The 22,364-nt window shown below is 55.4% G+C and carries 19 protein-coding genes and 1 pseudogene; 12 read left to right on the plus strand and 8 right to left on the minus strand.

The genetic code is table 11. The features are described 5' to 3' along the window. The first annotated feature begins 233 nt into the window (after positions 1-233). Together WKI47_RS16880 and WKI47_RS16885 are read left to right on the plus strand one after the other, a co-directional pair. Positions 234-2,297: a YheC/YheD family protein gene (locus tag WKI47_RS16880; protein WP_340228333.1), complete on the plus strand. Its 2,064-nt coding sequence runs from the start codon at positions 234-236 to the stop codon at positions 2,295-2,297. Between the two features lie 16 nt (positions 2,298-2,313). Next, on the plus strand, positions 2,314-4,152 hold the full coding sequence (locus tag WKI47_RS16885; protein ID WP_340228334.1) for a fibronectin type III domain-containing protein: 1,839 nt from the start codon (positions 2,314-2,316) through the stop codon (positions 4,150-4,152). Between the two features lie 451 nt (positions 4,153-4,603). Here WKI47_RS16885 and WKI47_RS16890 read toward each other — a convergent pair whose 3' ends face one another. The 3 genes from WKI47_RS16890 to WKI47_RS16900 are packed head-to-tail and all read right to left on the minus strand — an operon-like array spanning position 4,604 to position 7,351. After that, on the minus strand, positions 4,604-5,467 hold the full coding sequence (locus WKI47_RS16890; RefSeq protein ID WP_340228335.1) for an ABC transporter permease: 864 nt from the start codon (positions 5,465-5,467) through the stop codon (positions 4,604-4,606). A 5-nt stretch (positions 5,468-5,472) separates the two neighbouring features. Beyond that, positions 5,473-6,291 (minus strand): ABC transporter ATP-binding protein, encoded by an 819-nt coding sequence (locus WKI47_RS16895; protein ID WP_340228336.1) that lies wholly within the window; start codon positions 6,289-6,291, stop codon positions 5,473-5,475. 49 nt (positions 6,292-6,340) lie between these two features. Next, positions 6,341-7,351 (minus strand): ABC transporter substrate-binding protein, encoded by a 1,011-nt coding sequence (locus WKI47_RS16900; protein WP_340228337.1) that lies wholly within the window; start codon positions 7,349-7,351, stop codon positions 6,341-6,343. Positions 7,352-7,608: 257 nt separating this feature from the next. On the opposite strand from WKI47_RS16900, the gene WKI47_RS16905 reads away from it, so the two are divergent. From WKI47_RS16905 to WKI47_RS16915, 3 genes are all read left to right on the plus strand, one after another. Beyond that, positions 7,609-8,694, plus strand: coding sequence for a fatty acid desaturase (locus WKI47_RS16905; RefSeq protein ID WP_340228338.1), 1,086 nt, complete (start codon positions 7,609-7,611; stop codon positions 8,692-8,694). Positions 8,695-9,092: 398 nt separating this feature from the next. After that, entirely contained in the window at positions 9,093-10,262 is a 1,170-nt protein-coding gene (locus tag WKI47_RS16910) for a sensor histidine kinase (protein ID WP_340228554.1), read from the plus strand. 3 nt (positions 10,263-10,265) lie between these two features. Beyond that, the gene (locus WKI47_RS16915; RefSeq protein ID WP_340228339.1) at positions 10,266-10,868 is read left to right on the plus strand and encodes a response regulator transcription factor; all 603 of its coding nucleotides are present in this window, start codon (positions 10,266-10,268) and stop codon (positions 10,866-10,868) included. 10 nt (positions 10,869-10,878) lie between these two features. Here WKI47_RS16915 and WKI47_RS16920 read toward each other — a convergent pair. Next, positions 10,879-11,796: pseudogene (locus tag WKI47_RS16920) on the minus strand (virulence RhuM family protein). Between the two features lie 247 nt (positions 11,797-12,043). Between WKI47_RS16920 and rluF the strand changes: the two are divergent. Together rluF and WKI47_RS16930 are read left to right on the plus strand one after the other, a co-directional pair. Continuing rightward, a complete protein-coding gene (gene rluF, locus WKI47_RS16925) occupies positions 12,044-12,760 on the plus strand; it encodes a 23S rRNA pseudouridine(2604) synthase RluF (RefSeq protein ID WP_340228340.1) in 717 nt (238 codons plus the stop codon). Between the two features lie 566 nt (positions 12,761-13,326). Further along, positions 13,327-13,785 carry a DoxX family protein gene (locus tag WKI47_RS16930; protein ID WP_340228341.1) on the plus strand — a complete coding sequence of 153 codons (459 nt, stop codon included), beginning with the start codon at positions 13,327-13,329 and terminating at the stop codon, positions 13,783-13,785. Positions 13,786-13,968: 183 nt separating this feature from the next. Here WKI47_RS16930 and WKI47_RS16935 read toward each other — a convergent pair whose 3' ends face one another. Beyond that, positions 13,969-14,145: a hypothetical protein gene (locus WKI47_RS16935; protein ID WP_340228342.1), complete on the minus strand. Its 177-nt coding sequence runs from the start codon at positions 14,143-14,145 to the stop codon at positions 13,969-13,971. Between the two features lie 225 nt (positions 14,146-14,370). On the opposite strand from WKI47_RS16935, the gene nikA reads away from it, so the two are divergent. Genes nikA through WKI47_RS16960 form a run of 5 tightly spaced genes read left to right on the plus strand, consistent with a single transcriptional unit; the run spans position 14,371 to position 19,322 of the window. Continuing rightward, positions 14,371-15,921, plus strand: a complete 1,551-nt coding sequence (nikA, locus tag WKI47_RS16940) for a nickel ABC transporter substrate-binding protein (RefSeq protein ID WP_340228555.1) — start codon at positions 14,371-14,373, stop codon at positions 15,919-15,921. Then, positions 15,921-16,868, plus strand: a complete 948-nt coding sequence (gene nikB / locus WKI47_RS16945) for a nickel ABC transporter permease (protein WP_340228343.1) — start codon at positions 15,921-15,923, stop codon at positions 16,866-16,868. Before nikA ends, nikB begins: the two co-directional genes overlap by 1 nt. Next, a complete protein-coding gene (gene nikC / locus WKI47_RS16950) occupies positions 16,865-17,725 on the plus strand; it encodes a nickel transporter permease (protein ID WP_340228344.1) in 861 nt (286 codons plus the stop codon). Before nikB ends, nikC begins: the two co-directional genes overlap by 4 nt. Then, positions 17,722-18,519, plus strand: coding sequence for an ABC transporter ATP-binding protein (locus tag WKI47_RS16955; RefSeq protein WP_340228345.1), 798 nt, complete (start codon positions 17,722-17,724; stop codon positions 18,517-18,519). Before nikC ends, WKI47_RS16955 begins: the two co-directional genes overlap by 4 nt. After that, the gene (locus tag WKI47_RS16960) at positions 18,516-19,322 is read left to right on the plus strand and encodes a dipeptide/oligopeptide/nickel ABC transporter ATP-binding protein (RefSeq protein ID WP_340228346.1); all 807 of its coding nucleotides are present in this window, start codon (positions 18,516-18,518) and stop codon (positions 19,320-19,322) included. The genes WKI47_RS16955 and WKI47_RS16960 overlap by 4 nt, the downstream gene beginning before the upstream one ends. Positions 19,323-19,747: 425 nt before the next feature. Here WKI47_RS16960 and WKI47_RS16965 read toward each other — a convergent pair whose 3' ends face one another. The 3 genes from WKI47_RS16965 to WKI47_RS16975 form a co-directional block, all read right to left on the minus strand. Next, positions 19,748-20,623, minus strand: coding sequence for an SDR family oxidoreductase (locus tag WKI47_RS16965; protein ID WP_340228347.1), 876 nt, complete (start codon positions 20,621-20,623; stop codon positions 19,748-19,750). Between the two features lie 91 nt (positions 20,624-20,714). After that, positions 20,715-21,848, minus strand: coding sequence for an alpha/beta hydrolase (locus WKI47_RS16970; RefSeq protein WP_340228348.1), 1,134 nt, complete (start codon positions 21,846-21,848; stop codon positions 20,715-20,717). A 178-nt stretch (positions 21,849-22,026) separates the two neighbouring features. Then, on the minus strand, positions 22,027-22,308 hold the full coding sequence (locus WKI47_RS16975) for a hypothetical protein (protein ID WP_340228349.1): 282 nt from the start codon (positions 22,306-22,308) through the stop codon (positions 22,027-22,029). Positions 22,309-22,364 lie beyond the last annotated feature (56 nt).

A 22,364-nucleotide genomic window follows, 5' to 3' on the forward strand; every position in this document is an offset into this window, starting at 1 on the left:
TTCATTATACCGTTTGTTTTCATGAAAAAACGCGTCGGACACACTTTTATTCCAAATCGTTCCATTCGGTCGCATCGAACGTAAATCCGTTTTCGGGCGCGGAAGGCGAAGTAGGACTCCGGAGTGATTTTTTTTGGGACAAAAGACTGGAATTCTCTTTAGAAAAAGTCTCCTCTGACCGAAATAAAAATTAAAATTCGTTTCTTTTTTGAACAGGAGGAGTATCCGGCATTATGTTAATTGGTGTCTACCACCGCAGCGACCCGTTCACCTCGATCGCAAACGAACGCATCCAGGCGCTGATCGCGGAAGCGGAGCGGCAGCAACTCTCGCTTTGCTTTTTCAGCGTCGACGGCATTAATCCCGACAGGCAAACGGTTCAAGCGCTGCATCCGTATCAGGGACAGTTCCATCCCCGCGAAACCCCGTACCCGGATATCGTGCTGAACGAATCTCCCGAACTTGCGGCCAAGCGCCCCGAGGCGGAAAAAATGTTGCGTAAGGAAGTTCCTTTCGCGGTGCATCTGATCGGGGATAAAGAAAGCGTTACCACGATTCTTAGCACGGAGTTTGCCGAGCTCCTGCTGCCTACGAAAAAAATCGAAACGCCGACCGACACGGAAACGATGCTGAAGCTGCACGGCGAGGTGCTGCTGAAGCCTTCCGACGGGCGGCAAGGCGGCGGAATCGTGCGCGTCAAACCCGAAAAACACCGCTATCGCTTCGACACGGTCGACGGAGATTCCCGGCTGCTTGACCTGCGCGAACTCCGCAAAGCCGTACGGCGCCTTACCGTTCAAAAAACGTATCTGATCCAACCTTACCGTCCTACATTGACTCCGCAAAACGAGCCGCTCGATTATCGCGTGCACGTCCAGCGGGACCGAAACGGCGAGTTTCAGGTCACCCGTACTTATCCGCGCGTCGGACGTCCCGGCGGATTCGTCAGCAACCTTAGCGCCGGAGGCCGAAGCCCCGATCTGGACGAGACGCTTGTCTCCATCCACGGGGAACAAGCCGCCGCCATGCGCAAAAAGCTGGAAGAAACCGCTCTCCGGCTGGCCGAAGGCGTGAACCGTCCTTACCCTTTTCTGTGCAACGAACTCGGCATTGATCTGCTGATGGACCCAAGCGGCGAGATTCGTTTTCTGGAAGCCAACGCTTCGCCGGAAACGCGCGACCATGAAGAACTGCGCGCGGTCCGGTTGCTGGAATACTGCCGCCATCTGCACGAGGTGCGAACGGGAGCGATCCGCTCCCGTCGTTCGATCGGCATGCTGGTGGCGGAAAAAGACAACGATTCCCGCCTGCACGACGCGATGGCGTTCGCCAGCGCGGCCCACGAAACGGACTTTTTCTGGTTCCGCCCCGTCGACGCCGCTTACGATTCTCCATTGCTCAAAAGCATGGCTTTTCAAAACGGAAAATGGATCGCGCAGGCCAGACGCTTGCCTGACGTGGTGTACGACCGGCTCAAAGAACGCGGCTTGCGACGTTCGGAAAAAGCGTACGAGCGGCTGGCGCATATCCCCAACACGCATACCCGTCCTGCCGGAAGCTTCAACAAGCTGAAAGCGTACGAGTTGCTGTCCGGCGATCCGGCGATCGATCCGCATCTGATCCCGTACTCGCTGCTGGAATCGGCCGAGTCGGCTTTGGACTTTATCGCCCGGCACGGGCAGACGGTCATCAAGCCGAGCGGCGGAACCAAAGGCTCGGCGATCATCGTGGTGCAAAAAGAAGGCGAACATTACCGCATCGACGATCCCGTCTACAGCCATCTGCTGAACGCCGATCAACTCTCCGCCTTGCTGGACGGCTTGGCCGCAAGCAAAGAAATGGTATTGCAAAAATTTATCGACAGCATGACTTCGGAAAACCTGCCGTTCCATATCCGCGTCCATCTGATCCGCGACGCGAACGACGACTTCCGCATCATCGGGCATATGCCGTACATCTCGACGCAGCAGCGGCATAAAGTCGTGAACCACCATTCCAACCTGCGCGCTTTTACCCAATGGCATTGGTTCTTGCCGTATCAGTTCCCGGGACGCGAAGAAGAAATGGACGCGAAGATCGATGCTTTCGCTTATGCCGCCGCCGCGCGGATCGAACAGCGCCTGGAGCATCGCCTGTGGGAGATCGGGCTGGATCTCGGCATCGAACAAGACGGGTCCATCTGGCTGTACGAAGCCAACATGAACAAAGTCGGCGTCATCAATCGGGAATTGGAAGCCGCCGCGCTGCTGGTTCCTTCCTGTATCCGCCTGATAAACGACCATCCCCAACAACCTTAATTAGGAGCGTGACTTTATGAACAACAAGAACAGCGCAACACGGAAAAACAACAAGAAAAAAGTCATGCTTCGTTCTGCCGTGCTGACGACCGGCTTGACGGCGCATCTGTTGTCGGGAGCGCCGGTCGCGGTCAACGCCGATCCGGCCGCCTACGAAGGCGATTCGCTTGCTTACCTCAGCGAGTATCTCGGCATCGGAGCGGCGTACGCGGCTCCGGACGACACGTCGATTACCGATCCGCGCTTCGAAGCGCTAGGCGAAGACGGCGGGGGAACCGGCGGCGGAACGCCGGCTACCGATCCGAACTGGCAAAGCCTGAAAGCGGAAGCCGGCAACGCTTCGGCGCTGCTGAGTTACATGAAGCCGGAACATATCGAGAACGGCATCCTCGAAATGTCGACCGACGGCGGATTGACGTTCGTCACCGTGCCGAAAGAGCAAATCTCGAATTTCACGTACACGTCGTTGACCGTGACCGATCTGGTGAACGGGACCACGTACCAGTTCCGCTTCAAGATTATCGACGACTGGGGCAACGGCTACTCCAATACCGTGACGGCTACGCCGAAAGCGCCTGAAACGCCGACCCCTACACCGACGCCTTCGACCCAAACGTCGAGTCCCGTCTTTTCCAATCCGACTCCGGCGGTGACTTCGAATCCGGCCGAAACGATCCAGGTACTCGCCGTCGCGAAAGGCAGCCTGACCGGACAATCGGCCAGTCTCGTCCGCTCCACCGGAACGAACGGCACGCCGCGCGCCGAGCTGCGCCTGGATTCGCAAGGTCTGACGATCGCTTCCAAAGACGCCGCGCGCGGCGAGACGCTGGCGTATCGCCTGCCGCAATTGAAAGCGACCGATATGCAGATCGTGTTCGACGGCAAAACGCTGGCGCCTCTGGTCAGCAACGCCAATAAGCTTTCGGTCAGCACCGCCGACGTCGGCATCACCTTCCCGGTCGACCGGCTGCGGCTGAGCCAGGCCGCCGAACGTCTCGGCGTTTCTTCGGATCAGGTACAGATCAGCATTCAGATCGAAAAATCGACGGCCTTGACCAGCCCGAGCGCATGGGGCCAGATCAAAGGCGCCGTTCCGGTAGGCGATGCCTACGCGTTCCGCATGCTGGCGAGCAGCGGCACCAAAGTCGCCGAGATCACCGGATACGACAAACGCTACGGCGAACAAAACATTCCGGTTCCCGCAGGAACCGACACTTCCAAACTCGGTGCCGTCATGCTGGTGGACGGCCAGTACGTGCCGATCCCGATCACGTTCCGCGAAGGCCAGGCCGTGCTGCATACGACGGGCGGCAACCCGGTCATGCTGGTGCGTTACGAGACGCCGGCGGCAGCAGGCAAATGGTTCGACAGCGCCCTGACGGAAGCGTCCGTCAAAGGCATTCTCGAAGACCGCTCGCCTTCGTCGACGCTGGATCGCGAAGCATTTGCCCGCATGACGGCGAGAGCGCTCGGCCTTGAATCTTACGGAACGTCCTCGTCGCTGGCCGCGCTGAAAAATGCCGGGCTGCTGGACGGCTTGCCTGACAGCTCCGGCACGGGCGGCGCGATCACGCGCGAAGAGATGATCGCGATTCTCGTCAACGCCAGTCAACAATTCGACTTGCCGTTGAATACGCTGGACACGCCGAAAGCAGTAAGCGCGCAGGCGGCGTTCAAAGATGCGTCGAGCATCTCGGATTGGGCGGGTTCGTACGTCGAGTCCGCGTACGCGGCCGGATTGTTCCAGGGCGACCGCGGCCAGATCGCGGCGCAGCGCCAAGGAACCGCCGGCGAAGCGGCGGCTCTGCTCGTGAACCTGCTGCACAGCACGGGACTGGGTGACTCGGCCAAGTAAACGTCACGGCATAGCGAAGCCGTGCGAATGAATTTTGGCAAGCCAACAGGGCAGCCAAAATTGCCGAGTGAAAAAAGTCGCGAGTGAAAAAAACAGCAAAAAAGCGAAGGCGCCGAGCCTTCGCTTTTTTTTGTGCAGACGGCGCGAACATTCGCGACCGTTCGGGAGTCGCAAAATAAGTGCGATTCTGCAATTAATTTCAAACCGTTCGACGAAAATAATGAAATAAGTGCTCAAATGCAATTATTTCAATGAAAAAGACGAAAACAAAAGGCAAAACCAGAAATTAAGTGACTATACGCACCTATTTCGTCCAAACGGTAAAATTCAAAAAAATTAAGTGTATTTTAGCACTTAAATCCAAAATCAGAAGGCATTCTAACATAAAATCGAGTCCGGTTCTCGGCCGCCTTGCATACCATATCCGCTGAATCCGCTGTCGATCCTATCCTCAAGCCCGCCACTTCATAAAGCGGTGCTCGAACAAATCCACCAACACGAACAATAAAAATCCTACGCCGCTGAACAGGAGAATTCCGGCGTACATGCCGGGGTAATCGAGCCTCAGCCAGGCGTCCATGATGAAGTAGCCCATGCCGTGTTCGGTGCCGTAGATTTCGGTAAAGAACAAGACCGAGAAGGCAGTGCCGAGCGAGATGCGGATCGTGCTTAGGATCGAAGACAATGCGCCGGGCAAGGTGATTTGGGTGAACTTGGCCATGCGGCCTGCGCCCAGGCTGGTCAGGACATCGTAGGTATTGGCCGGAATGGCTTTGACGCCGTCGCGGACAGAGATAATGACCTGAAAAACCAGAATCAGCGCGATCATGACAATCTTCGAAGCTTCTCCGAGTCCGAGGAACAGCATGGCGACCGGAAGCAAGGCAATCTTCGGGATCGGGTAAGTCAAATAAACGACCGGATCAAGCAGCCTGTTCCAGCGTGGGGAACGTCCCATCAACAGGCCCAGCAGCAAGCCGACGATTAAAGCCAACGCAATCCCGGCAAAGACCCGGCCCATGCTGGTGCCGATATTCAGCAGCATGTCTCCGCCGTCCAGCTTGAATAATGCCCGATAAACGACCAGCGGCGACGGGAGCATGTCGCGCTTCAACAAGGCAGCGATGAGTCCCCATAATACATGCAGAACGACGAAAACCGACAGCAAGCGGAGCAGCATCGTTCCGAAGCCGCTTATCCTATTGTTTCGGCTCGGGCGGCTTGTTGCGCGGCTTGTAGCCGAATCGGATTCCGGGTTGCTTTTCTCCCCGTTGTTTCCTGCACGGCTTTTCTCTGTGTTGTTACCGGATTTCATTCTCCTCACCGTCCTTCACGCATGATTCGTCGAATATGGCGAGTCTGCTCGTAAAAAGTCTCATGATCTCGCTTGTCCTCATCTGCGAGAAAGAAAACGGATTCGTTGTCGATCAGGACGGGGTGTCCGGCGGAAGAGGTCAGGATCACGATCTTGCGACCCAGCAAGACGGCTTCTTCGACATCATGCGTGACGAACAGCATCGTGGACGGCTGCTGGCGCCAACTCTCCAGCAGAAGACGCTGCAACCCTTCGCGCGTAACGGCATCGAGCGCGGAGAAGGGTTCGTCCAACAGCAGCAGATCCGGCCGGATCGCAAAAGCCCGGGCAATCGCCACGCGCTGTTGCTGTCCGCCGCTCAAAGCCCGGGGATAGCGTCCTTCCAGACCGGACAGCCCCATCAGCTCCAGCCAACGCAGCGCCGTGGCTTCGCGCCGGGCGCGGTCTTCGTCCGGTCTGGCAATTTTCAATGCCGTTCGGATATTCGCGATAGCGGTCTGCCAGGGCAGCAGTCCGTAATTTTGCGGGACAAGACCGACCCGGATCTCTGCGCCGGCAGCTTTTCCGCTGCCTATCGGACGGCCGCCATAAATCAGGCTTCCTCCGAAGCCGGGCAGCAAGCCTGCCGCCGCCTTCAACAATGTCGATTTGCCGCTGCCGGAAGGACCAAGTACGGTATAGATGCCTTGTGCCGGCAGATGAAGGTCAAGCGGGCCCAGCACCGGACCTTCTCCGTAATCGACGGTCAGAGCGCGGGCGACCAGGGCCTGATCTTCGCTTTTTCCGGCTACGGATGGCGTAAGGATTGCAGCCTCTTTCTCCATTCTTCCTCCCCCTTTTCCGGCCTCATGCTTGGGTTGATTTGAGTTGGTTTTATTTGAATTGAACGTCCGAGATGACATCCGCCGCATGCAGATCTTGGGTCAGTAGGCCTTTTTCGCGAGCCCAATCTAAAGCCGAATCAACCTGCGCCGGGTCCGCTTGCTTGGCAGGCACGTAGTCCGGAACGTCGATTTGGTCTTTGAGCGTCTCCGGATAACCGACTTCCTTGATAATCAGGTCGATGTATTGTGACTGATCATGCGTCTTCATATAATCCACAGCCTGATCGTACGCCGCATACATGTCACGGATCGCGTCGGCTTTTTCGTCAATCACACTTTGCGGGAAAGCCAGCACGAAGGGGTTGATTTCTGCGGTATGCGTAGAGCCCAGAATGTTCAATCCCGCTTCGGAACCCATCGTTACGAAAGGTTGCGGCAGAACTGCGGCATCCGCTTGGTTGTTTTTGAGCAATTCCAGGCGGGTTGGAATTTGCGGGACTTCCGTGACGGTAATATCGTCTTCGGTCAGTCCGGCTTGCTTCAGCATCATAGCCATCGTATATTGGGTCGAGGTGTTTTTGGACAGGATCACCGTTTTGCCTTTCAAGTCGGCTACGCTTTTCACGTCCGGATTGCCTGTGAGCAGATCGAATTCGCCGAATGTGGTGCTGGTGATTTTTACGTCCTGACCCGCCTCGTTATAGATCGAAATCGCAACCAGATCGGCGCTCAAGCCTTCGACTTTGCCCGCCTGGAACGCGACGTCGCGGTCCTTCGCGCTTTTGAACGTCTGAATATCCAGATTGACGCCGTGCTCCGTGTCGAAGCCCTGCTCATGCGCCACGATGAACGGAATCGCGTCAATCGACGGCAGCAGGCCCAATGTGATCGTCTCGGTTGCTGCTGTCGTCTCGGTCCCCGCATTTGCAGCCGCAGTTGTATCGGATTCCGCCGCATTACCGCAGCCAGCCAGCGCTACGCTGAATGCAGCGGTCAGCATCATCCACATAACGGGACGTTTCCCGTGAAAAGTCCGTTTGGTTTGACGAGTGTTTTTCATTTCTTTTCCAGCCCCTATTCTTTATCTGATTACGTGTCCGCGCATAAGTTTGTTCATTCGTTCACAATCTTATGCAGCCGTTCCTATTCTACTCCTGTGCTCGTATTTTGTATATTCATAATTTTAAATAAGAAGCCTTGCCATATGACATTTGTCACCCCTGTCATCTGACGTTTATGACTACGCGGGGCAAGCGCTTTTTTCTATACTGGGTACACAGAGATGCCCGAGCGGCGTCCGCGAAAGGGGATTACACGATGAACCCGTCCACGAATACCGCGTCCGCCAACCCGATTGCGGAATTGAAAAAACATATGAAGCCTTACGAAAAAACCGACTCCAAAGCCAGCATCCGCCAGATGATCAACACGCTGGTTCCGCTGGTTCTGCTCTGGGTCGGCGGTTATCTGAGTTTGTCCATTTCCTACTGGCTTGCGCTGCCGATCCTGCTCGTGGCTTCCGGCTTCGTGATCCGGACGTTTATCATTTTCCACGACTGCACGCACGGTTCGTTTTTCAAAAATAAAAAAGCCAACGATATTGTCGGTACGATCACGGGAGTCATCACGATGATGCCGTACCGCAAATGGAAATACAGCCATACCCGTCACCACGCGACAAGCAGCAACCTCGACAAACGCGGCGAAGGCGATATGTGGCTGTTGACGGTCGAGGAGTATGCCGAAGCTTCGTTCTGGACCCGTTTGGCCTACCGTTGCTACCGCAACCCGCTGGTCATGTTCGGTCTCGGCCCGATCTATGTGTTCCTGATCGAGTCGCGTTTCAACCGCAAAGGCGCGAAGCGCCAAGAACGCATCAACACCCACCTGACCACCGCGTTGATCGTGCTGCTGTACGCGGCGCTGATCTGGGCGATCGGCTGGCAGGCTTTCCTGCTCGTGCAGGTTCCGGTCTTCTTTTTCTCGGGACTGCTGGGCATCTGGTTATTCTACGTGCAGCATCAGTTCGAAGACTCGTACTTCGAGCATGAGGAAGAATGGAGCTACGTGAACGCGGCCGTCGAAGGCAGCTCGTACTACAAACTCCCGAAGCCGCTGCAATGGATCACGGGCAATATCGGCTTCCACCACGTGCACCATCTGAGTCCGAAAGTCCCGAATTACAATCTGGAAAAAGCGCATGATTCTTCCGTTCCGCTGCAAAAAGCGACGACGATCACGTTGCGCACCAGCTTGCAATCGCTGAAATTCCGGTTGTGGGACGAAGAAACGAAGTCGTTTACCGGCTATGGCCGAAAAGTACGCAGGGGCCTGCCGAAAAATGCGGTGCAAGCGGTCGCTCGCGAATTGAAGCCGAAAGCACCGGTACTGCCGAAAGACTGACCGAACGACCGGTACGCGCGGCGATAGGCAAGCGGCTGACGGATCGTTCGGACGAATGTTGCGGAGATCCGGCATGTTTCGCGAATTTTATAAAGGTTCATTCCAATGTTGCAGTCATCCATCATTTTGCGGAGTTTTCGGTTTGATAGCCGCGAATCGCCGCAAAGTGATGGAGATCTGCAACATTTTTTGCGGAAAAGGAAATTTGAATACGGAAATGATGGACGCTTGCAACATTTTCGCACACCGGAGACCGGACAAAAAAAGTGCTTGGCAATAGGCGCCGCGGCTTGGGAAAAAGGAGGAAGCGGGTTATAATGGTCACAAAAAATCAGGCGGTGCACGCACAGGGAAGGCTTGTGCCGATTCCGGCAAAAATCCGTGGAGGGCAGACCGTCATGCAGAAGTGGTATCAGATTTTTCAACGCAGCACCGGGCTTAATCCTTACGTGTGGGTCGTGTTTTATATCCTGCCGTTTTATTTCATTTTCCGTTCGTCTTCCGCGTTCCAGGCCGCTACCGGCATATTGATGGTCATCGGATTTTTCGTGTGCTATTTGCTCGCTTTCGCTTCCAAAGGACGGCTGCGCTATTTTTGGACGAGCATGCAGATTTTGTTCTCGGTGTCGATGACCTTGATGTTCGGCTATATCTACTTCGCGGTTTTCCTGGCTTATTTCGTCGGAAACATTCGCAGCAAAAGCGGCTTTTTCACCTTATATTCGATCCAGCTTGCCGCGGCGCTCGCTTCGGCTTACGTCGGCTATATCCATCTGAATCCGCTGTTGATCACGCAATGGCCGTTTGTCGCCTTGACCATCATTGCCGTCATTTTGCTGCCGGTCACGACGTACAACCGCAACCGCAGCGAGCATCTCGAAGAACAGCTCGAAGACGCCAACAAACGCATCTCGGAGCTTGTGGTCATGGAAGAACGCCAGCGCATCGCACGCGACCTGCACGATACGCTCGGGCAAAAGCTGGCGCTAATCGGGCTCAAAAGCGATCTGGCGGCCAAGCTTGTGACGAAGGACCCCGGTCGGGCGGAAGAAGAAATCCGTGACGTTCAGCAGACGGCGCGCGTTGTTTTAAAAGAACTGCGCGAGCTGGTGACCCAGATGCGCGGCACGCATGTGGAGGACGAGATTCACCGGCTGCGGCAAATCTTGAAAGCGGCGGAGATCGAGTTCACCTTGATCGGCGATCCGGCAGAAACGCGTACGTCGCTGCTTAACGAAAATGTGGTCAGCATGTGTCTGAAAGAAGCGGTCACGAACATCGTAAAGCATAGCGGGGCGACCTCCTGCCTGATCGAGATCGAACCGCTCGCCAGTGAATTGATCGTCCGCGTCGCGGATAACGGAAACGGACTGAAAGACGGCGGAAACGTGCGGGGCAGCGGTCTTCGGGGAATGCGGGAGCGGCTGGAGTTCGTAAACGGAAGCCTGGACATCTCTGCGGCTCCCCCGGACGGACGCGGAACGTTGCTGACCCTGCGCATTCCAAATGTGCTAGCGCAACGGGAAGCGGAGATCGGAACCGTACCCACGGCGGACAAGGAGGGGTAAAAGATGATTAGAATCGTCATTGCGGAAGACCAGCGGATGCTGCTCGGCGCGCTGGCTTCGCTGCTGGATCTGGAAGACGATATGGAAGTGGTCGGACGGGCGTCGGACGGCGAAGAAGCGGTTCGGCTCGTGCGGCTGCACAGACCGGATATCTGCGTGATGGACATCGAGATGCCGAAAAAGACAGGTTTGGAAGCCGCCGAGGAGTTAAAAGGTTCCGGCTGCCGCGTGTTGATCCTGACGACGTTCGCGCGCTCCGGGTATTTCGAACGGGCGATCAAAGCGGGCGCGCACGGCTATCTGCTGAAGGACAGTCCGAGCGAGGAACTGGCGGAAGCGATCCGCAGCGTCATGTCCGGCCGCCGCATCTACGCGCCCGAACTGGTCGACGACGCGCCTTACGCCGAAGCCAACCCGCTGACCGACCGGGAAAAAGAAGTGCTGCTCCTGATCTCCGAAGGCAAAAACACGAAAGAGATCGCCACCACGCTCTCGCTCACCAACGGCACGGTGCGCAACTATGTATCGGTGATCCTCGACAAGCTCGGCGCGGGCAACCGGATCGAGGCCATTACGAGGTTCAAAGAGAAAGGCTGGTTCAAGTGAACCGGCTTTTTTATTTGCGGTCCAGACGATTCTTTTTGATGAATTCCTCGAAATCTCCGGAAGCGTCCGCTTCTTCGCTCAACCTGTGGCTTTTGAATTTATCATACTGTTCGGAGGCCAACTTTTCTGCGACTTCCTGCGATACTTTGCCTGCGTTATGCAAAATTTCGCGATCGTTGAATTTTAGAAAAGCGTCCAATTTGTCAGCCCAGTCTTTCATATACATCGGGGAACGGCGTTCTGCCTGATCTTCCGCATAGTCGAGGTACATATTGACGATTCGGTTCAAAGACGCCAATTCCTGTTCCGTGAGATAGTTTGTGGCGACGGTGACGTCGGACTTTCGAACTTTATCGCCTTTCCAGGTCGTCAAACCCATGTTCTGCTGCTCGGCATCGGCACGGTTCGCTATCAATTCCGCGGCCGTTTGTCCATGTATGGCAAAATGAAGTTTATTCTGAACCGTGGCAAAAAACAGGCTTGCCGGTTCGGACTTGGGATCGTAGTCGATCGCGGTGGCGTAGATATCGGTGATTTTGCGGTAAAACCGTTTCTCCGAAGCTCGAATATCGCGAATGCGTTTGAGCAGTTCGTCGAAATAATCTTGTCCGAATGTCCGCATTTCTTTCAACCGTTCGTCATCCATCGTAAAGCCTTTGACCATATATTCGTTCAATCGTTCCGTAGCTCAACGTCTGAACTGGGTACCGCGATGCGAACGGACACGGTAGCCGATCGCGATGATCATTTCGAGATTGTAGTGCTTTGCATTTCTGCTTACTTGCCGCTTGCCTTCCGTTTGAACTTGTAAGTAATCCTTACAAGTTGACTCTTCTTCCAATTCATTTTCCTGATAAATATTTCGAATATGTAAAGTAATGTTTTGCGAAGTCGTTTGATACAGCTCCGAGATCGCTTTTTGCGTCATCCAAACGGTTCCGTTCTCCAATTTCACGTCAATGCGTGTCTGTCCGTCCTCCGTTTGGTAAATCAAAATATCCGTTTTTTCCGACACTGCAAAAGCTCCTTTCCTGGATAATTTTATTATGCAATCATATGTTCCTATTTTATCATAAAATTATCGCTCTTCTCAATCGCCTGCAGCCTGTACACCCGCCCCCTTTTGCGATATGGTAAACAGAGTATTTTCCCCAATCAGAAAGGTGTGCGTAACAGTGCGAATCAACAAATATATCGCCGAGTCCGGCTTCACGTCGCGGCGCGGGGCGGACAAGATCATTGCCGAAGGCAAGGTTACGATCAACGGCGAAAAAGCCGATCTGGGCAGCCAGGTCGAGCCGGGCGACGACGTTCGCGTAAGCGGCAAGCGGATCAAGGAAAAGGCCGCGCAGGAGAACGTGTATCTGGTGCTCAACAAGCCTGTCGGCATTACCAGCACCACGGAAAAAAGCGTCAAAGGCAATATCGTGGATTTCGTCGGCCACTCGCAGCGGATCTTCCACGTTGGTCGATTGGATAAAGACTCCGAAGGTCTGATCCTGCTGACGAACGACGGCGACATCGTGAATGAGATTCTGCGTGCGGAGAACCGCCACGAGAAAGAATATATCGTCACGGTCGACCGTCCGATCACCCCCGAATTTTTGAAAAAGATGGCGGCGGGCGTGGAAATTCTCGATACGAAGACGCTGCCGTGCGAAGTCGAGCAGTTGTCCAAGTTCATTTTCCAAATCACGCTGACGCAAGGCTTGAACCGCCAGATTCGCCGCATGTGCGAAGCGTTGGGTTATAACGTGCGTGCGCTCAAGCGTATTCGCATCATGAACATCCATCTGAACAGCCTCCCGGTCGGCAAATGGCGCGATCTGACGGCGAAAGAGCTGGATCGGTTGTTCAAGGATCTGGACTATACGCCGCGCAATAGCGGATAGACGCAAGCGACACGGCGAGCCTTTGCGGGGTTGTCATCAGCGTGCCTAGAAAGTCCCGGCAGCCGTTTTTTATCTCTTTTCATATATGGACATTAAGTTTCGGTCGATACCGCAATCGGAGTCGGGATTCTGCGAATAAGTGCGGATATGCACTTATTTTCTTCGAATTCCACCGTTTTAGGGAAATAGATGCGAATATGCACTTATTCCCTCGCTCTTAGACTCTTTCGCGCATTTTTTCTTCAAATAAATGCAGATTCGCACTTATTTGAAGATTCGGGAGCATCTTGATCGAAATAAGTGCATTTGAGCACTTATCTCGACTTTTCAACCTCAACCGCGCGAAGCGCTTTTGGAATGGCTGTTGCGAACGAACGCGAAGCCAAAGTCATTTTCTGCACAGCCTGACGACGAGCCTTTACCGGTTCGTCTTTTTTGCGTTTATGGCGATTTCGCCTACGAATCAACAAATTACAAAAAGTAATTGACGAACTTTAGTAAACCAATTATATTATGATTAGTTAACAACTTACCTTTACATAGAACCTTGCGAGGAGCGATAAAAGATGGCAATGAAATGGACGGCAACGACGATGCGGCTTGTGTTGGGGATCATTTTTTTGGGACATGGCATTTCGAAACTGAGCGGAGGCATCGGCAATACGGCAGATTGGTTCGTTACGTTGGGGTTGCCGGAATTTCTCGCGTACATGATCGCCATGCTGGAACTGGTCTGCGGCACGACGATGATGCTCGGTCTGCTGACCCGCATGTCCGCTGTCGGATTCGTGGCGGTGATGATCGGCGCGATCGTGACCGTCAAACTCCCCGCCGGTCTGCTTGGCAGCACCACGTCCCCCGGTTATGAACTCGATCTGGCGTTGATGGCATTGGCCGCTTATTTTATCGTATCCAAAGAAACCGGCGTCGGCGTGGACAGCCTGCTTGCCGAACGGGATGCCGACGAAAAAGCGGCCGCCGTTTCGAAAGGTTCCGTGTCTTCGCCCGCATCGAACGCAGCATGAGTTTGGCTGTTGTCCATTCGATCTTCTCGGCAGCCGCCCTTCTCGGCAGCCGACTTTCTCGACATTCTGTCGTTGTTGAAGAAAACCGCAAGACGAAGAAACCCGGCCTCCTTTAGGAGAACCGGTTTTTTCTGCATTCTGCTTGTTGAAAGCCGAAGCCAACCCTATGCCGGTTAGCCTTTTTTATCTGATCAGGCCGAAGTAATCGATAGCGTACATGATCGCGAACACGACGACGACAGTAACGGCAACCGTGATCACCGTACGTTTGAGGGACGTATTTTTCGCTTTTTCCGCTTGGTGCTTGGCTCTATGCTTGGCGGCTTCTTCGTCGGCACCGTTCCAGTTATGAGGAAGCATATCGATTCCCCTCCCTTCTCCTTTACTAATACCCATTTTTTTCATTACTTATACCTAATTTTTTACGACTTAAGCTTGTTTTTCGGATCAATATCTAAGCTTTTCCTTTGCATATGAAACAACTTACCTATCTTGCCAAAACGTAATCATTACGATAATATAAGCTCTATTGCGTTAATGATAATCGTTACGAATTAGAGAGGGGTTTTACTTTTGCATAAAAAAATGTTCCCGTTGTTGGCGTCTTTGATCTTGGGAGCCGGACTGCTGAGCGCCTGCGGATCTTCCAACCCGGAGACGGCCGCGCAATCGACCGACTCCGATGCTGCCACGACTGCCAAAAATGTTCATTTCCTATATAACTTCGCGACCAGCTCGCTTGATCCGCATGTCGATTCCAGCTATGTGCCGCTGCGCGCGGGCATCACGGAAACGCTGGTGCGTCTCGACGAAGAAAACCTGACCGTCGCGCCGTGGCTGGCCGAGAGCTGGGAGAGCGAAGACGGACAGCATTGGATGATCGACTTGCGCGACGACGTGACGTTCCAGAACGGCAAGCCGATGACGGGAGACGCCGTGAAAGCTTCGCTGGAACGCGCCCTGTCCGAAAGCGTCGCCATCCAAAACGCGCTCAAGATCGACACGATCGAAGCGGACGGCGACAAACTGTCGATCACGACGACGCAGCCTTTTCCGGAATTCGCGTCCGAGCTGGTCAATCCGAACACGTCGATCATCGACGTGAGCGAGCCGGACATCGTGAACAAGCCGATCGGCACCGGGCCGTTCTCGCTGACGTCTTTTACGCCGGGCAGCAAGCTGGAAGTGAGCCGCTACGACGGGTATTGGGACGGCGCTTCGCCGCTCGACACCGTGACGTTCTCGTTTAACGAAGACGCCAACGCCCGCTCGCTCGCGCTCAAATCCGGCCAAGTCGATATCGTCTACCGCCCGGAAGTGGAAAGCCTGGAATCGCTCGAAGCCATCGACGGCATGGTCGTGGAATCCGCCTCGACGTTCCGCGTGCATCAGCTGACGATGAACATGGAACGCGAAAGCATCAAAGACCTGAACGTGCGCAAAGCGCTCGACGCGCTGATCGACCGTCAAGGCATCGTCGACACGATCCTGCTCGGCCACGCCGAACCTGCGATCGGGCCGTTCCTGCCTTCCCTGCCGTTCGCGCCGAAATATGACAACGCCGCGACCGAGTCCGGTTCGGAAGCCGCCGTGAAGCATCTGGAAGCCGCAGGCTACAAACTGGAAAACGGCGTGATGGCGAAAAACGGCAAACCGCTCAAGCTCACGCTGCTCACCTACTCCGCCCGCGCCGACCTGCCGCTGATCGCGCAGGTCTTCCAATCCGACGCCAAACAGATCGGCATCGACGTGGAAATCCGCCAGATCGACACGCCGGAAGAATACATGGCCTCCAACCGCGATTGGGACATTGCGACTTACAGCAACCTGACCGCTCCGCGCGGCGACGCCGGGTACTACTTGAACGCGACGTACCACCCGACAGGCGCCCTCAACTTCAGCGGTTCGGAAGATCCGGAATTGACGGCGATCATCGACAAGTTGAACCTGACCGTCGCTCCCGAAAAGCGCGCCGAGCTTGCCGAGCAGGCCGCCAACTATGTACACGACAACGTGTTGAATTCGTTCGTGCTGCACCCGTCCACCATCGTGGCCTACAACGGCAAAAAGGTCAAAAACTGGGTCAGCTCGCTCAGCGAATACTACATGATTACCAATAAGCTGGACGTGATGTAATGTTTCGTATTTTGCTGCGAAAGTTTTTGGAAGTGTTCATATTCTTGCTGTTCATCATGTTCGTCAGTTTCCTGTTCATCCGGCTTGCGCCGGGTGATCCGGTGCTGACGATTTTGAACGTTGACGAGCTGTCGGTCAGCCAGGAGCAGGTCGAAGCCATGCGCGAAGAAATGGGATTCAACGACCCGCTCCTCGTCCAGTTCGGCAACTGGCTGCTGGACTTCGTTCGTTTGGACTTCGGCTCCTCCTACTCGACCGGACAACCGGTGATGCAGACGCTGATGAGCGCGCTGCCCGCGACGGCGGAACTGACGCTCGGCGCGCTGCTGGTCATGCTGCTGATCGCGGTACCGCTAGGCTCGCTGTCCGCCGTTTACCGCGGAAGCTGGATCGACACGCTCAGCCGCATGCTGTCGATCGTCGGCGCGGCGGTTCCGAGCTTTTGGCTGGGCCTGATTCTGATCGACCTGTTCGGCGTCCGCTTCGGCAATCTGCCGACGATGGGACGCGACGGCTTCGCTTCGTTGATCCTGCCGTGCGTCACGTTAGGACTTGCGATCTCCAGCGTCTACGTGCGTCTGCTCCGCTCCAGCCTGCTCGATTCGCTCAGCCAGGAATTCGTGCGTTCCGCGCGGGCGCGAGGACTGTCCGAAGGCCGGATCTTCTGGCTGCACGCGCTGCGTCACAGTCTCCCTCCGGTCATCACCGTATTCGGCGTCAGCCTCGGCAGCCTGATCGGCGGGGTGGTCGTGATCGAAGTGCTGTTCGCGTATCCGGGGATCGGCAAGCTGGTCGTCGACGCGATCCGTCAGCGCGATTATCCGTTGATTCAAGGCTATATCCTGATCATGGCGGTCGTCGTGTTCGTCGTGAACACCGCCGTCGACCTATCGTACCGTTATCTGAATCCCGAAATGAAACTCAAAGAAAAGGAGGCCCACCGATGAAAAGCATCCCTTTGCGCGTTCGCACCCGTGCAGCCAAATCCAAAAAGCACAGCGTCCAGGCGATCGTCGCCGCTTTGTTTGCGCTGCTCGTCATCGCGGCCTCCGCTTATACCTTTTTAGTCTTGAAGCATGATCCCACCTTGACCGACCTGCGCGGACGTCTGCTCGGCGCGAGCACCCTCCATCCGCTCGGCACCGATCATCTGGGACGCGACGTGCTGACCCGTTTGCTGCTGGGCGGCGGTCAGACGCTCGGCTACAGCCTGCTCGCACTGGGCGCGGCGCTGGTAATCGGTATTCCGTTCGGCATCGTCGCCGGCTACAAACGCGGCTGGGTCGACAAATTGTTCATGCGGATCGCCGACGGCTTTCTCGCTTTTCCCGATACCATCGTGGCGATCGTGCTCAGCGGCCTGCTCGGCGCGGGCATCGGCAACCTGGTGCTGGCGATCGTCATCGTCAAATGGGTCAGCTATGCCCGCCTTGTCCGCAGTACCGTACTGTCCGAATCGCAAAAAGACTATATCCGCATCGCCCGTACCAACGGATTGTCCGACGCGCGCATCATGACCAAGCACCTGCTGCCGCATATCGCCGGGCATGTGCTCGTGCTCGCCAGCCTCGATCTCGGCAAGATCATCCTGCTTATCTCGTCGCTGTCCTATATCGGACTGGGCGCGCAGCCGCCGACGCCGGAATGGGGCGCCATGCTGAACGATTCGCGTCCGTATTTCCAATCCCGTCCCGAGCTGATGGTCTACCCGGGTCTTGCGATCGTCTCGGTCGTGCTGCTGGCGAATATGCTGGGGGATTATTTGCGGGATCGTTTTGACGTGAAAAAGGAGGTGCAGCCGTGATTCTCTCGATCGAGGAACTGAGCATCGCCGGACAAGGCCGCACCATCGTGGACAATGTATCGCTAGCGGTACGCGAAGGCGAGTTTATGGCGCTGGTCGGACAAAGCGGCAGCGGTAAAAGCCTGCTGTCGCAGTCGATCGGGCAACTGCTGCCGCCGAATCTCCATGCGTCCGGGCGAATCCTGTTCGAAGGAAGCAATCTGCTGGAGCGTACGTCCAAAGAAATGCGTGCCTTGCGGGGCAGCCGGATCTCTTATATTTTTCAAGACTACCAAGGCGCCTTCACGCCGTTTCGCAGCATCGGAGGACATTTCGACGAGTATCAGAAGGTACATGGGGAAAAGTCTTCGGCCGTCCGCAAAACCAAAGCTGCCGCAGCGCTGGAATCGGTCGGACTGGATGCGGCGCTGCTGCGGCGTTATCCGTTTCAACTGAGCGGCGGGCAGTTGCAAAGAGCCGCGATCGCCACGTCGCTGCTGCTGTCGCCGCGATTGTTGATCGCCGACGAAGCGACGACCGCGCTGGACAGCGTATCGGGCCATCGGGTGCTGGAACTGCTCGTCGCCAAGCAAAAAGAAACCGGCTGCGCGATCTTGTTCATCACGCACGACTGGCGGCATGTCCGGCGTTACGCCAACCGGTTGTCCGTCATGAAAGAAGGCCGGATCGTCGAATCGGGCGGCAAGCACCGCATCCTCGATCATCCGCAGCATGAATACACCCGGAACCTGATCGACGCGGCGCCCGTGTTAAGCCGTTCGTTGAAGTCGGGGCTTGAGGAGGAATCGCGATGATTGGACAAAGCTTGAATTCGAAGCCGACTGCGATAAGCTCGCCGGTATTAAGCGTCGGCCGACTCACCCGTACCTACGCCGGAGCCGACCGCCCCGCGGTCGACAACGTGAGCTTCGCTCTCGAACGCGGCGAATGCCTCGGCGTTGTCGGCGAAAGCGGCTGCGGCAAAAGCACGCTGTCGCGCTGCCTGCTGCGTATCGAAGACGCCGATAGCGGCTCGATCGTGCTCGGCGGCCAGGATATCGCCCGCTTGAACGCCCGTAAGCTGCGCGCGCATCGCCGCAGTATTCAGATCGTATTCCAAAATCCTTCCGCCGCGCTGAACCCCAAGCTCAAGATCGCGGATTCCTTGATCGATCCGTACGAGCATCTTGCTCGGGGTGCGCAACTGAAACATTTCAATTACACGTCGCGCAAAGCCTATATCCGGCAGCTACTCGAAGCCGTCGAGCTGCCTGCCGAGCTGGCGAATCGCTATCCGCACGAACTCAGCGGCGGGCAGCGCCAACGCGTCACGATCGCGCGCGCGATCGGCATCGAACCGGACGTCGTTGTGCTGGACGAGCCGACAGCCAGCTTGGACGTCATCTCGCAAGGAGCCGTGCTGGATCTGCTGACCGGGCTGCGCACCTCGCTCGGCTTGTCGTATCTGTTCATTTCCCACGACCTGGCGGCCGTTCACCGGATGAGCCAGCAGATCATGGTGATGCGGGAAGGCCGGATCGTGGATCGCTTCCGCGCGGAAGACCTGATGGCCGAGGGACGGCATCCGTATACGAAAGAATTGATCTCGATTTTCTGAACGAACCTTATCCGCAAATAATCGATCGGAAATCAATACGGATTGAAAAATGGAAAAATAAGTTCTTATATGCAACTAATTTGTTTTATTTTCTCGCAAAATTCGAAATAAGTGCGCAGATGCAATTATTTGAACAAAAAAAGGGCGAATCCGCGAAAATATGAATAAATAAATGCAGATCCGCAGTTATTTGTTCAAAGCTGATCGATTCGAACAAATTAAGTGCATATGCGCACTTATTGTAGTCGCTTGCCTTCTTTTCATTTTAAACCCTATTGTCATCTGTTGAATGCTGCCGTTCTTCGATATGTTCTGTCATTTCGATAGGGTATATATCCTTTTTTAATCTGGGCGTATCGCACAAAAAAGGGCTGTCCTCAACCGATTCACGGTTTTCGGGACAGCCCTTTGATCGGTTATGCAGTTCAGTTGTTGAATACGCCTTCTACCGCGCTTTTCAGCGGCGTATACGCGTCCCCGATCAGGTTCGTCAGATCATTCGAAGGATGGGCAAACTCGCCGCGTTCGATCGCTCCGTCGATCACGTGGATCAGGAAGCCCGCGCCGCCTTCAGGCACGCCAGCGGATACCAGTGTGCTTACGGCTTCAGGAGCAGGTAACGCTTTATGGGCAACCGGCTTGCCGGATACTTCGGACAACACGGCTGCATACTCGTCATACGAGAACGGTTGAGGAGCGGTCAACTCGTAGATTTTGTTGGCATGGCCTTCCTGCGTCAATACGACAGCTGCCGCACGTGCCAGGTTATCTCGCGTCACGTAGTTCAGTTTGCCTGTCGGCGCAGCGGAAATGACCGCACCGCTAGCCGCGATTCCCGGTGTGCCTTCGTTTACCAACAACTCCAGATAGAAGCCGTTGCGCAGGAACGTATAATCGGCACCCGTCGTGCGAATCATGTATTCGGTCGCCAGATGGACGTTTTCCAAAGCGATCGTCATTCTTTCGCCGAAAGCAAGCCCTGTGTACACGATATGCTGGATTCCCGCGTTGCGCGCCGCTTCGACCACGGTCGCGTGCTGGCGAATGCGCAGGGTGTTATCCATCGAGGAAGCCGAGACGAACAGCAGCTTCTCTCCGCCTTCGAATGCCGCAGGCAGCGAAGCCGCATTGTCATAGTCGCCCAGACGAAGCTCGATACCCAGCTCCGCGAGAGCCGCTGCTTTCTCCTTGTCGCGTACGATGCCAACGATGTCTCCCGCTTGTACGCCCAGATCGATCAGATGGCGGATTGCCGCCGAACCCAGATGACCGGAAGCTCCGGTTACGATAATTTTGCCCATGTGTATTCGCTCCTTCGAGAATAAGGTTAAGTAAATCGTTTAATTGTAACCATTATAGTTTCAGGAAAGAACGAAGTCAACTCTCTTTTCGTTAGCGTGTATTCTTTACCAATTCCAGTGCTGCATTCACGATCGCTTGAGGATCATACGCCTGGATGGAGTGGGCCGAATTTTGCACGACGGTCGTCTGGGATTGCGTCGACCATGACTCTCCGAATTTGCGCTGCGTGTCCAGCCAATCTTCGGTCACTTCGCCGAACCGGTCCGCCACAAGCTGGGTCATCGGAATATCGAGTTGCGTTTTGTCGTCCACGATCTTTTGCGCATTGGCCCGCATATTGCGCATCTCGTCCGTTACGTTATCGTTGATCGCGACGAGCAGCGTAGCCAGCCGATCCTGTTCTTTCATCTCGGGCGATAGCAGGCGAAGACCGTTGCGCTGTCCGTTCAGATATTCCGCGAAGCCGTTCACGTGGTACAATGCCCGCACGATGCCCGATTTGATCGCAATGCGTTGAAGCTGCATATTTCGCTCGGGGAAAGTGAGATAAAATTCAGGCGAGCCCGAATCGATCGTCACGATACCCGCAACTTCGTCCGGGTATTTCTGCGCAAAACGGATCGCTTCCAGACTGCCCAGCGAATGGGCGGTCAGGACATAAGGCGGTTTGACGCCAGCCTGAATCAGCCCCTCGCGCAGCTCTTCCGTGATCTGATCGATCTTGCGCTTGTCGTCCGTGATGTCGCTGTAGCCGTAGCCAAAACGCTCTACGACGGCAAATGAAGCCTGCTCGCGCAGCAAGGCATACAGCGGCGAGAAATCCGCATACGGGCTGGCCGTGCCCCAACCGGAGATCAGCACCACCGTCGGCTCGCTTACGCCTTTCCCCGACTTTTGTTCCGTGTAGACGTGCATCCGGTGCCCTTCCACGTCTACCAAAGCTCCCGGCGCGACGTAAGCGGCACGATCGCGATACTCGCCGACCGCTTGATAAATAAAACCGGCCAGCAGCACCACCAGAATGACGATCAAAACCCAGCTCAGACCCGAAACGATCCGCCGAACTACGCTTTTCTTTTTTCTTGCGGGCTTTTCAGGGTCTGTGGGTCCTGTCGGTCCTTCCGATCCCGGCGAAGGCATAGGCTGCGCAGGCAGACCCGCATCCGCCTGAGCCACTAACTGCTCCATCGCCGCCCGTCTTTTGGCACGTTCGTCCTGTTCCATCTTCGATCCCTCCATAACAACGAAAAAGCGCATTTTGCACGTGAACCTTTGCTGATTACCGCTGAATGCGTACCTCTGCAAATTCTCTCGCGAAAACGCGCCTTTCCAACAGTTCCGAATGCTTTCTTATTTACTGACGCCCTGCTTATTCAGACCCCTGCATGTTAAAAAGCTAACTTTAGTCCTCGTAGCCAGCCAAGCCCTTGTCGATCAGGTAAGCCATCTCGGCATCCAGAACGTTCTCGATTTCGAGTTCGTTCAGTTTGACGTTTTTCTGCGCAACGACGTAATCGACCAGCTCGTCGCCGTCCAACTCGATCGTGTCGCCCGGCTTTTTGGCCGCTGCCGCGATGAACGCCTGCTCGTGCTTCAATACCGTCTTGATGCCTTCCTCGCCTACTCCTGTTTTATCCGCAATATATGCGATCATTTCGCTCTCGTTCACTTGTTGTTCGCTCATTTTCCGACTTCCTTTCGCTTGCTTTTTTTCCGGCGAATCTGCCGTTTCCATTGTAG

Origin of the sequence: Saccharibacillus sacchari, from assembly GCF_037722395.1 — a bacterium.
GTDB lineage: Bacteria > Bacillota > Bacilli > Paenibacillales > Paenibacillaceae > Saccharibacillus > Saccharibacillus sacchari_A.

Excerpts from the sequence above, each read along its gene's own strand:
- WKI47_RS16885 (WP_340228334.1), top strand. The coding sequence starts at position 2,314 with ATGAACAACAAGAACAGCGCAACACGGAAAAACAACAAGAAAAAAGTC.
- nikB (WP_340228343.1), top strand. The coding sequence starts at position 15,921 with ATGTTTCGTATTTTGCTGCGAAAGTTTTTGGAAGTGTTCATATTCTTG.
- WKI47_RS16905 (WP_340228338.1), top strand. The coding sequence starts at position 7,609 with ATGAACCCGTCCACGAATACCGCGTCCGCCAACCCGATTGCGGAATTG.
- WKI47_RS16965 (WP_340228347.1), bottom strand. The coding sequence starts at position 20,623 with ATGGGCAAAATTATCGTAACCGGAGCTTCCGGTCATCTGGGTTCGGCG.
- WKI47_RS16960 (WP_340228346.1), top strand. The coding sequence starts at position 18,516 with ATGATTGGACAAAGCTTGAATTCGAAGCCGACTGCGATAAGCTCGCCG.
- WKI47_RS16935 (WP_340228342.1), bottom strand. The coding sequence starts at position 14,145 with ATGCTTCCTCATAACTGGAACGGTGCCGACGAAGAAGCCGCCAAGCAT.
- WKI47_RS16910 (WP_340228554.1), top strand. The coding sequence starts at position 9,093 with ATGCAGAAGTGGTATCAGATTTTTCAACGCAGCACCGGGCTTAATCCT.
- WKI47_RS16975 (WP_340228349.1), bottom strand. The coding sequence starts at position 22,308 with ATGAGCGAACAACAAGTGAACGAGAGCGAAATGATCGCATATATTGCG.
- nikA (WP_340228555.1), top strand. The coding sequence starts at position 14,371 with ATGTTCCCGTTGTTGGCGTCTTTGATCTTGGGAGCCGGACTGCTGAGC.
- WKI47_RS16880 (WP_340228333.1), top strand. The coding sequence starts at position 234 with ATGTTAATTGGTGTCTACCACCGCAGCGACCCGTTCACCTCGATCGCA.
- WKI47_RS16895 (WP_340228336.1), bottom strand. The coding sequence starts at position 6,291 with ATGGAGAAAGAGGCTGCAATCCTTACGCCATCCGTAGCCGGAAAAAGC.
- WKI47_RS16890 (WP_340228335.1), bottom strand. The coding sequence starts at position 5,467 with ATGAAATCCGGTAACAACACAGAGAAAAGCCGTGCAGGAAACAACGGG.
- WKI47_RS16970 (WP_340228348.1), bottom strand. The coding sequence starts at position 21,848 with ATGGAACAGGACGAACGTGCCAAAAGACGGGCGGCGATGGAGCAGTTA.
- WKI47_RS16930 (WP_340228341.1), top strand. The coding sequence starts at position 13,327 with ATGGCAATGAAATGGACGGCAACGACGATGCGGCTTGTGTTGGGGATC.
- nikC (WP_340228344.1), top strand. The coding sequence starts at position 16,865 with ATGAAAAGCATCCCTTTGCGCGTTCGCACCCGTGCAGCCAAATCCAAA.
- WKI47_RS16900 (WP_340228337.1), bottom strand. The coding sequence starts at position 7,351 with ATGAAAAACACTCGTCAAACCAAACGGACTTTTCACGGGAAACGTCCC.
- WKI47_RS16915 (WP_340228339.1), top strand. The coding sequence starts at position 10,266 with ATGATTAGAATCGTCATTGCGGAAGACCAGCGGATGCTGCTCGGCGCG.